This is a genomic window from Novipirellula sp. (assembly GCF_041583735.1).
Taxonomy (GTDB): Bacteria; Planctomycetota; Planctomycetia; order Pirellulales; family Pirellulaceae; genus Novipirellula.
Map to the genome: position 1 here is coordinate 1 of NZ_JBFHFD010000155.1, position 14967 is coordinate 14967.

The window sequence follows — 14967 nt, forward strand, 5'->3', positions numbered from 1 at the left end:
ACCACAACCTTTTTGCGCAGAAGACTTCGGTAGGGCGAAAGGCCAATCGGCTGGCCACGGCGGAACTTGGCCCTTCCGGGATGGTTTAAACTTGTTGGTTGTCACTCTGTTGGTTGCCTCTCACTCCGATACGCGAGTCGGCTTTTCATGTCTCTTCCCCTCCTGAACGACTTCGCCCCAGGCTCGACGATCGACGCATCGGAAGAGACGTCCGTTATACAACCAGGTCACTCCGGCACGAGACCTCCGGTCATTACCCGCTGCGAACTTGAATATTTCCCCTCGATGCCTTCGCTTCGCAGCCGTCCCCTTGCGGCGATCGCATGGCTATTTCGAGCTTGTGTCGCGATACCCTGCGGCGTCGTGCTGCTTGCGATCGGTGCCACGATTCCGATCGTCAACGTCTACGTGCTTGGCTGTGTGATGGAAATCCAGGGGCAAGTTGCGAGGACCGGAAAGTTCCGGACGGCGTTCTGGGGGCTGCCGCTGGCAATGCGACTTGGGATCATCGCTCTGGCCGTCACGTTATGGTTGTTGCCGATTGAGTTGCTTGCGGCGCTGCACCGCGACACTCACGTTTTGGCTCCCGGAAGCGCCAAGGATTGGCTCGTTGCGATAACGCTGGCGATCGCAAGTGTCGTGATCGCGACAAACTTGGCTTTGGCGATTGCCGGTGGCGGTCGGTGGTGGCAATTCCTGCGTCCGATTCAAAATATTCGGCAACAACTCGACCGCCATTCTCGCGTTCGTTTTTGGCAGCAAGCGACTCGGCAAATCAACGAGTTCGTTGCGGCGATCTCGTTTATCCGACTATTGCGATTAGGCATCCTGGCGTACGCCGCAGCCTACCTCTGGCTCGCCATCCCGACGTTCCTATTCACGTTGCTCGATGATGTGACGATCCGCTGGCAATGGTTCGGGTTTGCGGCCGGATGTGTGATGTTAACCGCAACATTGATGTGGCTGCCGTTCCTGATGGCACATGTTGCCGCCGAGCGGCGGACCGGGGCAATGTTTGAAATGCGGACGGTTTACGAATTAGCGGCTCGCACACCTTTGTGTTGGTCGATGTCGACCGCATTTTTGATCGCCAGTTCGGTATTGACGCTGCTGTACACCGCCCTGGTCAAAAATGTCTTGCCGCCTCACGTTTTTCGTTGGGATCTGATGGCGGTGTTTCTTGTCACCATGATCCCCGCCCGCATCTTAGTCGGCCGAGCCTACCACCGTGCCACGACGCAACCGCCCACACGACCGAAGTGGAGTACAAGGATATGGCGGTGGAGCAACATCGCAGCCCTAAGCGTGGGGATGGGATATTACGTCTACTTTTTGTACTTGGCTCAAACCGGGGGCGAATTGGGGCAAAACGCGATCTGGCAATTCCCCAGCGTGTTGCAGCCATTCCCGTATTGAGCCCTCGCCCACCAAGTCGCCGCCCCCTCCGATTCCCCCTCAAAACAATTGCTAGCAATTGAGACAAGAAATCGCATAGGTTTGCGGTTGTCGTTGCGTGGGCATTTTTAGTAGGGTCGATGACTGTCGATGCAAATAATGCTTGTGTCGCGACGGAAGGATCCGCCGCGATCAGATCGTAATAGTTCAAGAACTCTCGCGAGGCCCCGATGCTCTCTCGCTCATCGAAATGGATTTCATTCTCACTGATCGCAACGGCGATTGGGGTATCGGGATGTCGTTCGCAAATGCCTGCTGGGAATATATTCAAGGTCACTCAACACGACTCGATGGATTTGCCGGAGGTGGAATCACCACGTCAGCGGCTGGCATCGACCAAGCCCCGTGCCGGGTCAGATCCATCCCGTCCGGATGTTTTTGCCAGCAGCGACAGCGAGGCAAACCCTCACCGCGCCGCAGCAACACCGCAGGACATGGATCGATCGAATTCGAAATCGGTCGCAAGCCATCGGTCACGCCCCACCGATCCAGCGGAGACCGAGCGTCGCTCTCGCAACCCCGCGTCGGCTTACACGCGAGCGAAAGCTCAAACCCAACCCACCTCTGATGAAACTCATTCGGTAGCCAAACGCTCGCCATCAAAATCATCGCCTGCGGGTGATCCGCAACCCGACGCCAAAACCAAGATGTCGGACGACGAATTGATGGAAGCGTTTGCCAACACGTCGCCCGAGGTGAAAGAGCAAGCGCTTCGCCAATTGGTCGCCGTCTTGTCTCGCAACGCCGAATCGACAGAGCAACCAGGCGGGCTGGACAAAGCGATCCGCGAATCGCTTCAACACGAACACGATTTGCCTGCGGTAAAGAACGAAACAGCGAGCGAACCGATCAACCGACTTGCTAGCCATACGGGTTCGGCAAGCAAGTCGAAGCCGACAGCGGACGGCGTCCCCGACAGCGAATCCGCCGAAAAATCGGCGGTCGTCATCACTTACGAAAACGAAACCAAACCAAAATCGGGCAGCCAGGACGCGGCCACACAATCGCTTGCCGCCGCCGACACTGCGGGCTCCACAGGCTTGGAAGACACGGTCGTCGAATCGATCTCGGATGTCGCCAGCTCGCAGCCGAGCGAAAACAAAAGCTCGATCCAACCTGTTTCAGCCACTCAGGCGAAACAAGATCAATCGATGGTAGCAACGGCGTCGATGCAGTCACCAGCAACGGCACCGAGCACTGCAGCAACGCCAAACGTCGACGAAATTTCCGACCAACTGTTGTACGAGACGCTGCTAAAACGCGTCGCATCGGCCACGCCTGGCGAGTCCGAAGCCGAGAAGGCACGCCGGGTCATCACTGCACGCCACTTGATGGTGTTGGCGGGCAATCCCGATCGAGCGGTCGAAAAGATCGAAGGGATGACCGACAAAGAACAAGAATACTTGCGACATCAATTGCTCGGGTTATGGACGATGGTCGACCCCGACGGACATCCGGTACAAAGCCGACGCTTCAGTTCGGCGCTGCCGCAATTGCGTGAAGCCACCAAGTACTTGGCCGCCGCGACCGATTCGCTGGAAGTTCGCTCGTTGGCGTTTTGTACCGAGATCTTGGCTTACGGCCAAATCAAACCGTTCACCAGCAACCGTTTCCAATCAGGCCAGCAGGTCATTTTGTATTGCGAAGTCGAAAACTTTATCGCACGCAAAATCGACAACGGTTTTCAGACGCACCTGCAAGGCAGCTACGACATTCTGGATGCCAACAATCAAAAAGTCGCCAGCCAATTGCTGCCCGCCGACCAACAGACCTCCAGCAACTATCTGCGAGACTACTTCATCGCCTACCAGATGCATCTTCCCAAGCAATTGCCCGCCGGGAATTATCGCTTGCAGCTAACGATGGAAGACGTCGAGGGCAAGAAGTACGGCCAAGCGAGCATCCCGTTCGAGATCAGCCAATAGCGGATCGCGATATCGAAACGGAACGCTCGGAAGTGTTTTTACAAGTGCCGGATGGCACGCCAGCACGTAGCTTGGGGCGTGAGCTCTTTTGTTCCAGCACGTCTCATCACGAATCGTTTTCGATCCTATCCCGACAGGGATTAAAGACATTAGCCGTAGTTAAGCGAAGGTTTTCCGGTGGTGTTCGCTTCGCTCAAACCACCGGCTAATTGCTGAAATCCCTATGGGGATTGGCCCAAAACGTTTTCCTGGGGCTCACGCTCCAGGCTAAATGCTAACGCCACTGGCGTGGCTAAGAAAAACACCAGGAAGCCCATCAAGGAAGTCAAGGACTTTCAATGTTTGCAAACTGACTCAGCTGAGCTGGCAGCGGATGGGTTGCGATGATCTGTACTCCCGTGCATCCCATGAATCCCTGCATCTCCAACAAAGACTCCGCTTCTCGCTTTATCGAATCGATAGCGTCTTCGGTCCAGGGACCGGCGTGAACAATGAATGTATCGTTGCGTTCGTCCTCGTGGCATGAAAAGATTTTCCCAACGCCACCGAGCGAGCTAAACGCGTCGTGACGATGAACGTACAAATCCGCGGATTCAAATGCAGCGACCGCTTGTTCGTAAGCGACATCAAGCGAAGCGTTTTCTGACAATTTAACGGTAGGGTAATTTACAAGTTCGTCTTTGGGAGTGCTTTGAAAACGTTTGACGTTTTTCACGAGTGGTTTGATGTCCGCATATTTGGCTTCATCGCCAAGCAATTCGAATTGATCACCGTAGCCCACTTCGGCGACGGTTTTCTTCAGCCATGCGTCGTCATGATTGGTCGCCAACAACAATCGCGACCCATCCGGGTGATGCTCAACGGCAGTATAGATATCCATGAAGTCCTCCATGTCGATCTCATTGGCGCGGTTTGCGTTCCAGGCAACCGGGTAAACCCGAGTGCCTTCACTGTGTCCTGGATGTTTGAATGGATTGAACTTTTTATTCGGGGATGGATAAAAATCAGTGTACCATTTAGGTGCAAGTGATTGACAATATTCGGCAGCGATGGTGGCCTCTTCAACAAAGGATGCAACTTTCACCTCGATGCATTTCGGTCTGCCCATACATTCGACAAGCACTTTCGCCGTTTTCTCAGCCAACTGCGAAGCAAATTGAAAGTCTTCAATGTTGGCGTACGACATTGTCGCCGCCCAGTCAGGAGTTTGCATGTCGTTGGTGCAACGGATCCTTCCAGAAGGCGTATCAGTGAAATCATTGGAAAACTTGCAATTGGTGGGCGTGACAATGAAATCGTCTTCCACGGACCAAAGTGTTGACACCTTCCCGAACATGCACTTCAGCATTTCGAACAATTCACTGTGACGCTGCCTAGGATGAGGATTAAGACGCAGTGAAAAGCCGCGATAAACTCTTTCGTGGATTGAATTGAGCGGAAGCTGAATTAAAAAAACGCCATGCCGCGGCCACACAATTGACACGGAGACTTCAAGTTTCCCTGGATGGCTTCGCACCAACGGAAGCAACGAAACAAAGTCCTTTAGTGCAAAAGGAATATGTAAAATCCGATCGATCATCATCCCTTTTTCACACTTCCATACATCTGGCCAAACTGGGGTGCATGGTGGGATTTGGAAACGAAAAATCGGAGAGGCGTTGCTCTTTGTGAAGCTGGCCTTTTTGAGCTTATCCCGCTTAGTGACATGATCACGGATGGCCGCTTCTGCCGCTGAAAGCTCGACAGCCTCTAATCTGCCAAGACTATAGTTTAAAAACGTAAACATGATTCAAACTTTCAGGAGGTTCAAAAAAGCCGCCGGCCAATTGTTGCATACGGATGAACTGACTTCAAGCAACTATCTACGCTACGACTTCATCGCCTACCGATGCAGTTGGCACCCGGAAGCAATCGATTGCAACTACCGACAGAAGACGTCGAGGGCAAGAAGTACGGCCAATCGAGCATCCCGTTCGAGATCAACCAATAGCGGAACGTGATATCGAAACGGAACGCTCGGAAGTGTTTTTACAAGTGCCGGATGGCACGCCAGCACGTAGCTTGGGGCGTCAGCTCTTTTGTTCCGGTACGTCTCATCACGAATCGTTTTCGCTCCTATCCCGACAGGGATTAAAGACATTAGCCGTAGTTAAGCGAAGCGACACCTACGGAATCGAGAATCCGGAACCGTTATCGACCCCGGAGGGGTCGAAGCCCAGTTGGCTGTGACCCCGTCAGGGTCAATTCCGCATTTGGCATGGTTTTCCGGTGGTGTTCGCTACGCTCAAACCACCGGCTAATTGCTGAAATCCCTATTGGGATTGGCGCAAAACGTTTTCCTGGGGCTCACGCCCAATGGCTAAATGCTGTCGCCACTGGCGTGGCTAAGAACCACTTTGATGTTGCGCAAGTTTTGCTTCAATTCTAAGTCGCAATAGCGACGACAGGCGATAGCCCTGGATGCAAATCTGAGATCGTGATTTAACCGTAACCTTACTCTTAATTCGACTGTCCCTTTTTCGTTTTCCCTGCATTTGTGAGCCGACGGCGTTAGCCGCGGGCCTCTTTTTATCTGCGATTTACCGAGCGACGGCCCGACGCTAGCGTGTTCGGCTCACGAGATGGTATAGTCGAATTAACCCTAATCTTCTTGGGTTGGCTCCGGCCGAACCCGGTTGCGCTGTCGGGATTAAGATTATGAGTAGGATTAAGATTACGAGTTGCTTGTGGAAGCACTCGCGACACCGTTACTCCCCCAAGTCGATTGTGTCCATGACTTGGTAGCTTGGACCTTGTTTCTCAAGAAAGCTGGCGATCAATGCGACGGTATCGACGTTCATCTGCCCTAATCTCATCTCGGCGTGAGCTTTGACCCGCTCGAGCACGTCGCCGCTGGCGCGACGTGACCCTCCCTTGGTTCGCCCCAAGGTCAGGTGAGGGACATAGTCGCGAGGCTCCGGTTTGAAACCGATCTCGGCAAGCTCGGTCTCAAGTCTTGCCACCATTTGACTGAGTGAATTGGTGGGGTCATCGATGTGGACACACAACACGCGAGGCCGATCGAGGTTCGGGAAGCCACCGGCGCCGGCAAAGTCGAGATCGAAGGGTTCGAAGTCCTGAGTGACATTGCGGATGATTTTACAGACTTGCGGGACTTCGACATTGTCGACTTCCCCGAGGAACTTCAGCGTCAGATGCAAGTTGTCTTTGGGGACCCAGCGAATGCCATCGCCGGGAACCGATAACGCCTCGATCAAGCGAACCGCGTTGCGTCCGACTTGGGGTGATAGCGGAATGGCGATAAAGGAGCGTATCGTTTGCATGAGTCAAACCGCGATGGAAATCAACGTGGATGGAGAGGGGAATAGGTAGACGGGGATCGGATGCGTGAGTTTCGGATCGTTCGGCTGATACAACGAAAGTCTTGACGTGCAACGAAAGTCTTGACGACTTCCGCTACGTCGAGATACGGGTTGATAATGAATCGGGTGGCACGATCGATTCGCGGCTCACTACAATTGACTGCCCCAGCCTCTCAGTTATAGCGAATTATGATTTCATTTCAGCCACCTGCCTTTCAGCAACATCGATTGCTGCGAGGCGGACATCTACAAACCCTCGCGACGGTCACGCCGACCGGGCCGATCGGGCTGCCCACTCAGAAACATACGGTCGAGTTGCCTGACGGCGATGCGGTGGTACTGCACGAGACATGCCCCCGCGATTGGCCGGACGACGGGTTGTCGTTGTTATTGGTGCACGGATTATCGGGATGCCATGCGGCGCCGTATATGATTCGCTTGGCAAAACGATTCCATCACCAAGGCGTGCGTGTTTTTCGCATCGACATGCGGGGTTGTGGCGACGCGTTTGGGCTCGCTAAACAATTGACGCATGCGGGGCGAAGTGATGATTTGATTGCAGCACTGGATGCGATCTCGGGTTTGGCGCCCCATAGTCGCTTGGGGGTCGCAGCCGTCTCGTTAGGTGGGAACCAGATCCTGCGTGCGGTTGGCCGAATCGGTTCCGGAGCGGATCCGCGTCCTGCTTGGTTTGACCAACTTGACCGCATTGCCGCGATTTGCCCGCCATTGGACTTGAGCCGTTGCAGCAACAATATGCAGCGACGGATTCTGCGGCCGTACAACTATTACTTCATCCGCCAATTGATGTCGCGAATCCCTCCCGGAGTCCGTGAACGTGCCGATTTTGCAGCGAGCATCGCGACGTCTCGGCCCCGCACGCTGCGTGAATTGGATGATCAATTCACCGCCCCGCTGAGCGGTTTTGCCGATGCACTGGACTATTACGAAAAATCGTCAGCCGCCCATCACATCGAATCGGTAACGGTCCCCACATTGGTGTTGGCCGCCGAAGACGATCCGGTGGTTCCGGTCGATTGTTTTGCCGAGTCCAAGCATCGCTGGAGCCCCGCGATAAAGCGAATCGTTTCCAAGCATGGGGGGCATGTGGGGTTCATCGACCGCAACCGCAATTGCTGGATGGACCGCGTGCTCGCCGACTGGTTCTTAGGCGATGGTTGCTAGCGAGAGCTTCCAGCTGAGGGAAATCATAACCCGACGCATGAGCTAGGGACTGCATCAAACAAACGAAACGAAGGGCTAACGTACCGGCCAATTGCTAGGGGCCGGCCAATTGCTAGGGGCCGGCCAATTGCTAGAGGCCGTCAATGGATCCGAACAAACGGCCGGCCCGTTGCTTAGTTAGCCCTGCAATTCATTGGTTTTCTTGGCTTGGCCCCTAATACAATGGCACAACTTCAAAACTCACGCATCGGGTTAGGATGATGAAGTCCCTTGCTCACGCTTAGGGGGGTAGGCCGAGTCCGGCTTTACCGAGTCGTCCATTCCGGAGCGGGTTCGATTTCGGCAGCCAGCGGCGATCCTTGGTCTTTGCGACCGCTGCCTTCGAGTCGGCTGATCAGTTCGACGGTCATGTCATGGTCACAAGCGATTTGGCAGCTCAATCGGACACCGGACTCTTTGACTTCACGAACTTTTAATGTTTCTTTTTCTGCCACGGTGATGTTTTTTGGCTCGCCCTCGACAAATTTCACACGGCAAGTGGTACAGCGCGCTTGGCCACCGCAGGCGTGCAGCTGATCGGTTCCCGCGTCCTCAATCAAGGCGTTTACGAGTCTTTTTCCAGCGGGGACATCGAATTCACCGATACCTTGGACGGTCAATTTGGGCATGAATTACTCCTGCAGAGTACGAGTAGGGAAGATGAAGCTCACGTGAGCCAACCCTACACTGTACCGAGAAAAAGAATCGAGCAAAGACACCATGTTTTCAAAGCAGGGGCAGGTTAGAATCTCGGATTGGCCCACGGCGGGAGCCCCGAGGCCGCAAACAAGGACGTTCCGCAAACGAGCTGAATCACGTGTCCGCGCGAGAGACACGTAACGCGGGATGATTTTTCAGTTGTCGATGCGATCCTTTTTCCCCCCGGCCCCCGACTCACACACCCGTACTGCGTCGATACAATGGTAGCCCTTTGGTTCATCGAGATTCACGCGACAATGGAAGGCAAGATATGGATTTGATGTCCGACGACGCGATTGCAGCGTTTGGACTTCTCGTCGGCGAAGCGATTGAACGCTTGGTGAATGAGCACGATGAATCGTTGGACAAACGTGCTGCGATGTTGACCGTCGACTCGCCCACGCTAAGCCGCGAGGGACGCCAGTTGAAGTTTGAGTTCAAGGTCAAGGGGAATCGCCAACCCACCGCAGCGGCAGCGATCGACGTTCAAGCAGAGCTGGACGACGAGGACGAGGATTTCGACCATTCCCCCGACAGCACTTCGCTCAAGGCGATCGCGACCTGTGAATGTGCCCAGTTCAAAACGCATTACCAGTGCTCTCACACACTTTCGACGGCGTGGTGGTTGCAAGAGCAGTTGGGACGCCGCAGCATCAGCGACGTCCTGAATTTCCTTGGCGAATTAGAAGTCGATTCGGTCAGTATCGGCCGTGACTTGGTCGACAACATTCTGACGCTCGCCGAAGAGTCGAGTCGTCCGGCTGAAACCAGTGACGAAGAGACGCGGCTGCAATGGCGGATCGGTTTTTCACGCTCACGCTACTACGCTCCGCTTTCGATCACTCCGTACGAACAGAAGCCGCGTAAGAACAAAAAAGGCTGGACCAAGGGCAAAGAGATTCGCGGTTTTGAATTGCTCAAACGCGACTTCACCGCGTTCCCGATCGACGGCAAGATTTCCGCCTTGGTGGCTTCGCGAAGCTACAGTTTTGACGAGGACCATTACGCCGAATTTCAAGCCCTTCAATCACTCGTCGGTCATCCCAACGTAGGCTGGGCCGACGGGGATGCGAGTGATTTGGATGTTTATTCTGCGGAATTAAGTTTGACGCTCGAGCCCGTCGAACGTGATTTGGAGGAAGAGGAAGAACAGCACGAAGACAACCACGATCCCCATACCTCGGCGACCCATTTTCGCCCCGTGCTGCACGTCTCGGGTTTCAGCATCGATATCAAACAGTGCGAAGTGGTGATGGGGCACAGCAGCCCCGTCGAGCCGCTGGTCATTTTGGCCGATCGCAAACACAATCGCTTGATCGTTTGCACGCTGCGTGATCCGCGAGCAACGCGAGTGATCCAGTTTTTGCTGAAGAGTGACTTGCAAGACGCTGTTTTGGATGCGGAATCCGCCGCCCGGCTGGCAGTCGGCTGTGCCACCGTGGATTCGCTGGTTCGCGTCAATCTGCCTCCCGAGCTGGCCGGACCGATCACCCCGATCACGGGTGAATTGGTCTTCGAATTACGGCCGCGTCCGGGCGCCGGATTGCTGATTTCGCTCGCCATCCACGACGATCGCTTCCGCGAAGTCTTGGCACCGGGTGCCCCGCCAAACATCGTTCCGTGTTTGACCGACAAAGGCCCGATTCGGCTGCAGCGTGACTTGGACGACGAAAAACAACGCGCCGATTCGGTGGTCGAGCGGTTCGAGTTCAACAAACTCAGTCCGGATGCGAACTATCGCTGGGTCGCCGAAAGCGACGAAGCGGCACTCGATCTACTAGGACGACTGTACGAAGGCGGCAGCGACGCGCCACGGATCATTTGGCCCGAAGGTCAATCGATTCGAGTCCGAGGCGAATTGACCCCGTCGGCACTTCGCGTGCAAATCGATGACAAACGAGACTGGTTCGGATTGACCGGATCAGTGACGATCGATGGACAAGACATCTCGTTGGCCGATTTGTTGGCCGCGGTTCGCGAAGACCGTGCATTGGTGCGAGTCGGGGATCGCGAATTCGCCAAAATCAGCGAATCGTTCCGCCGTCGTTTGCAGCAGCTCGGCGACGTCGTGGTGAGCGATCGTGATTCGATGAAGATCGCCGACGCCGCGATGCCGGTCGTGCAAGAATTGATCAGTGACGATGTTGTGCTCGAAGCCACCGCACGTTGGCACGAATCGGTCAAACGGCTCGAGTCGCTTGCTGATTGGTCTCCGGAAAAACCCGAAGGACTCGACGCCGAGCTCCGCGACTACCAATTGGATGGTTACCGCTGGTTGGCCCGATTGAGCAAGTGGGGCGTCGGCGGCGTGTTGGCGGATGACATGGGTTTGGGAAAAACCGTGCAAACGCTTGGCGTGCTGTTGGACCGCGCCCAATTGGGTCCGTCACTCGTCATTGCCCCTACCAGCGTCGGTGACAACTGGGTGCGTGAAACCGAACGGTTTGCCCCGTCGCTGAAATCGCATCTGTACCGCGATTCGGATCGTCAACAATTGATTGACTCGGTCGGTCCCGGCGACCTTGTGATCGTCAGTTACCAATTGGTTCAGCGGGACGCAAAGAAATTTGCCACCCGCGACTGGAGTACGCTGATTCTGGACGAAGCTCAGTTCATCAAGAACTCGCAAACCAAGACATCTCAAGCGATTCGTTTGATCAACGCCGATTGGCGAATCGGGTTATCGGGCACCCCGCTGGAAAATCATCTTGGCGAATTGTGGAGTCTGTTCCGAACGCTGTCACCGGGATTGCTGGGATCATGGGACCGTTTCCGTAACCGGTTTGCCGATCCAATCGAACGCCACAAAGATGACAAACAACGTCAATCGCTGGCGCGTTTGGTCCGGCCGTTCATCCTGCGACGTACCAAAGACAAGGTGCTGAAAGAATTGCCAGCGAGAACCGAAATCACGCTGCACGCCGAATTGAGCAAAGCCGAACGCAAACGCTACGAAGACGTGCGAATTGCGGCACTGGCAGAGTTAAGCGGCGAATCCGCTGATGCCTCGCAAGCCGGCCAACAACGAATCCGCACCCTCGCGTGGCTGACCCGACTGCGGCAATTGGCCTGCCATCCACGCTTGGTCGATCCGACGTGGAAGAAAGGTTCCGCCAAGCTCGAACTGCTGATGAATCTGGTCGAAGAACTTCGCGAAGGCGAGCACCGAGCGTTGGTGTTTAGTCAATTCGTCAAGCATCTCGGCGTGATTCGCGAAGCGCTCGATGCCCAAGGGATCGAGTACCAATACCTTGACGGGGCAACCCCAGCGGCAGAAAGACAGCGACGCGTCGATGCGTTCCAAAATGGCGAAGGCGAACTGTTCCTGATTTCACTCAAAGCCGGGGGAACGGGATTGAACCTGACCTCGGCCGACTATGTGATCCACTTGGATCCATGGTGGAACCCAGCGGTGGAAGATCAGGCGACCGACCGTGCTCATCGTATTGGACAACAAAAACCAGTGACCGTTTATCGCTTGGTCGCCGAAGGCACGATCGAAGAACAAATCTTGCAACTACACGCGGACAAACGTGAACTGGTTGCCGGCGTTCTCGATGGAACCGATCGCGCTGCTCGCATGAACACCGATGAATTGATCAAGTTGATCCGCGAGGGCGCAAGGTAATTTGGTACGGATCAAGCGGGAAAGAGGGCGTGCGTTTGGAATAGCGGTTGCGGCGAGTAAAACGTTCGAATCCGGCCAAGCGAGCCCCCACGCGGTGAAGCATTTTCTCGTAGCTACCTTCGCCAGTAGGTAGTGAACGCATTTGCGCGGCAACCATCCACGCTGTGGCGAGCGTAGCTACGAAATGTAAGAGCCGTAATTTGCCGCCACTTAATGCTTCACAGCGCTGCCCCCCCCCGCGCCGCTGCGTCATCAAAACGAGCCGGATGGCGAGAGAGTCGACGGCATTTGGGCAAACCGCCTACGTTTCGCTTGCCGTCGACTGCGTTTCGTCACTTTGCAATGCCCAAATCACATGCATTGCGATGCAGTACAGCAGCACAATAATCATCATCAGTGCACCGCTCTGTTTGATGCTGTAGGCGACAACACCCAGCAGTGAATCCGATGGATACTTTAGTCGCGTCCAGACGAGATGAACGCCCATGGTCAACATCATCAGCCCCAGGACTGGCCATGTCACCGCACGCGGCAATTGAAAATGACAGCGCTGGTTGGGGTCTCGCGGTTGACGCCAAATCCAGATAAAGAATCCCACTAACATCGGCGGCAAAAACACAACTGAGCTAAGGTGTTGCAGCACCGAGTACCAGGAAACGGCTCGGTCGCTTAGTGAGATCGCAGTGGTTTTCAAAACGGGGAATTGCTGGACACCCCACCGCCCGCCGTGCGTGAACGAGTCCCACAATACATGCGTGCCGGCGCCGATCATCACGCACAAGACAACCGCGGCGATGGCGGGGATCGAAAAATCGATCGGCTTGTTCAGCCACGGCCACAGTCGCTCGGAGAGTCGTTTGGGCAGCAAATCCGCCAATGGACGTTTCAGCAGCCATTGGTACAGATAATAAAACGCGACTCCGATCGGCAAGCAGTGCGTCAAAATTCCCACGATCGAATGGGTGGCTCGATAGTCAATCCAGGCGGGATAGAATGCCGCGATGTCGGGAATCGCACACCCGATCGCCAGCGCTGAAAAAGGCAACCGCCATCGACACAGCCAAGCAACCGGAATCGCTGCGGCAATATGAGTCACGGTGAATGGCATAAGTCTGCTAATCGGTTGTAGTTCTGCGAATCCGCACCGGGCCGCGCCGGGTCTCACCGGGCCGCAGCGGGAACGATACGGTGCGAGCCCCAAGAGAGCGGGGTCTGTCGATTCCGACTCGACCGTCACATGATGCAAGATAGCTGCAAACTAATGTAGTCCAAATCCCCGACAATTCGGACGCGTTGTTTTTTCGAGATCAAGCCACCTACAGAAACGCTTGCTTCCTGCTAGCCTTAGCAACATGACTCGCTCGACCCCCTCGCTTCCCGTCATTCGCCGGCTCTCGGACGATTTTTCGATCGAGCGTGTATTTTCGCATTTTGCCAGTCGGGCTGGTTGTCTGTGGTTCGATTCGGTCCCCAAGTCGACTTCGCCGGTCGATGTCGATGTCCCGCCGCCTCGCTACTCGTTTTTGATGTCCGACCCGATCGCCACGCTCGTTGCGAACGTCGGGGATCCCGATCCCTGGCCGGTACTGCAACAGTGGTATCGCCAACTCCCCTCGACCCAGGCGGCAAATTTGCCACCGATGCAGGGAGGAATAGCGGGGTTGATCGGGTACGAAGCTGCGACCTGGCTCGAGCAGGTCGGGGTATCGCGGCGTAACGATTTGCCGACCCCCGCGATCTCGCTCGGACTGTACGACTGGACGATCGCGATGGACCATGCCGAGGGGACGTCGTGGCTGATTTGCCAAGGGTTCAACGACGAAGCCTGCCTCGGTACCGAACAAGACCGGCTCGAACAAGACCGGCTCGGGCGGGCGACGGTTCGAGCGGACGAAATCGAAGCTCAGATCCAGATGATGTTGGAACCCCCTTCGGAAGCGACAGCTCTGGGTGATCATGCGATTCCCTGCGATCGCGAGCGCGTCACCAGCAATTTCAGCAGCGAGGAATTCCGAGCCGCCGTCGCGGATGTGGTCAACCGAATTCGCAGCGGCGACTCGTTTCAAGTCAATTTGGCGCAGCGTTTGTTGCACCCTGCGGTGCTATCGCCCGCAGAGCTGTACCGTCGACTTCGCGTGGCAAACCCCGCTCCCTACAGCGTTTTCTACCACGGCGACCCATTTGATGTGCTCAGCAGCTCGCCCGAGCTGTTCTTGAAACTCGATGGCCGCAACGTGCAAACGCGGCCGATCAAAGGGACGGTTCCGCGAACCGGAAACGCTGGCGAAGATCAGCGACTTGCCGAGTCGCTGCAGCGAAGCTTGAAAGACCGTGCGGAAAACATCATGATCGTCGATCTGATGCGAAACGATCTTTCGCGAGTCTGCCGTGACAACAGCGTCGAAGTCCGCAAATTGTGCCAAGTCGAACGGTATCAGTTCGTTCAGCATCTGGTTTCGATTGTCGAGGGAACGCTGCGAGACGATTGCAATGTGATCGATTTACTGAAAGCATGTTTCCCCGGTGGCAGCGTCACCGGAGCTCCCAAGATCGAAGCGATGCGGACGATCGCAGAGCTGGAACCCGATCGCCGAGGCCCCTACTGTGGATCGATGGGATACATCAGTTGTTCGGGACATGCTGAATTCAACATTCTGATTCGCACCGTCACCGC

General features: G+C 55.4%; 9 protein-coding genes. 5 read left to right on the forward strand and 4 right to left on the reverse strand.

Annotated features, from left to right (window positions below; translation table 11 throughout):
* The first annotated feature begins 147 nt into the window (after window positions 1-147).
* Both ABX962_RS13670 and ABX962_RS13675 read left to right on the forward strand, forming a co-directional pair.
* The gene (locus tag ABX962_RS13670) at window positions 148-1416 is read left to right on the forward strand and encodes a hypothetical protein (RefSeq protein WP_372720282.1); all 1269 of its coding nucleotides are present in this window, start codon (window positions 148-150) and stop codon (window positions 1414-1416) included.
* Between the two features lie 209 nt (window positions 1417-1625).
* Window positions 1626-3380, forward strand: a complete 1755-nt coding sequence (locus ABX962_RS13675) for a hypothetical protein (RefSeq protein ID WP_372720284.1) — start codon at window positions 1626-1628, stop codon at window positions 3378-3380.
* Window positions 3381-3705: 325 nt separating this feature from the next.
* Here ABX962_RS13675 and ABX962_RS13680 read toward each other — a convergent pair whose 3' ends face one another.
* Window positions 3706-4593 carry a hypothetical protein gene (locus ABX962_RS13680; protein ID WP_372720286.1) on the reverse strand — a complete coding sequence of 296 codons (888 nt, stop codon included), beginning with the start codon at window positions 4591-4593 and terminating at the stop codon, window positions 3706-3708.
* Between the two features lie 1534 nt (window positions 4594-6127).
* On the reverse strand, window positions 6128-6703 hold the full coding sequence (thpR, locus tag ABX962_RS13685; RefSeq protein WP_372720288.1) for an RNA 2',3'-cyclic phosphodiesterase: 576 nt from the start codon (window positions 6701-6703) through the stop codon (window positions 6128-6130).
* 228 nt (window positions 6704-6931) lie between these two features.
* On the opposite strand from thpR, the gene ABX962_RS13690 reads away from it, so the two are divergent.
* Window positions 6932-7927, forward strand: a complete 996-nt coding sequence (locus tag ABX962_RS13690; RefSeq protein ID WP_372720290.1) for a YheT family hydrolase — start codon at window positions 6932-6934, stop codon at window positions 7925-7927.
* Window positions 7928-8232: 305 nt separating this feature from the next.
* On the opposite strand, the gene ABX962_RS13695 is transcribed toward ABX962_RS13690, so the two are convergent.
* The gene (locus ABX962_RS13695) at window positions 8233-8595 is read right to left on the reverse strand and encodes a 2Fe-2S iron-sulfur cluster-binding protein (RefSeq protein ID WP_339945816.1); all 363 of its coding nucleotides are present in this window, start codon (window positions 8593-8595) and stop codon (window positions 8233-8235) included.
* Window positions 8596-8936: 341 nt separating this feature from the next.
* On the opposite strand from ABX962_RS13695, the gene ABX962_RS13700 reads away from it, so the two are divergent.
* A complete protein-coding gene (locus ABX962_RS13700) occupies window positions 8937-12293 on the forward strand; it encodes a DEAD/DEAH box helicase (RefSeq protein WP_372720292.1) in 3357 nt (1118 codons plus the stop codon).
* 301 nt (window positions 12294-12594) lie between these two features.
* Here the strand turns inward: ABX962_RS13700 and ABX962_RS13705 are convergent, their stop codons facing one another.
* A complete protein-coding gene (locus ABX962_RS13705; protein WP_372720294.1) occupies window positions 12595-13401 on the reverse strand; it encodes a DUF4184 family protein in 807 nt (268 codons plus the stop codon).
* A 244-nt stretch (window positions 13402-13645) separates the two neighbouring features.
* Between ABX962_RS13705 and ABX962_RS13710 the strand changes: the two genes are divergently transcribed.
* A partial coding sequence (locus tag ABX962_RS13710; RefSeq protein ID WP_372720296.1) for an anthranilate synthase component I family protein occupies window positions 13646-14967 on the forward strand: 1322 nt, incomplete at its 3' end.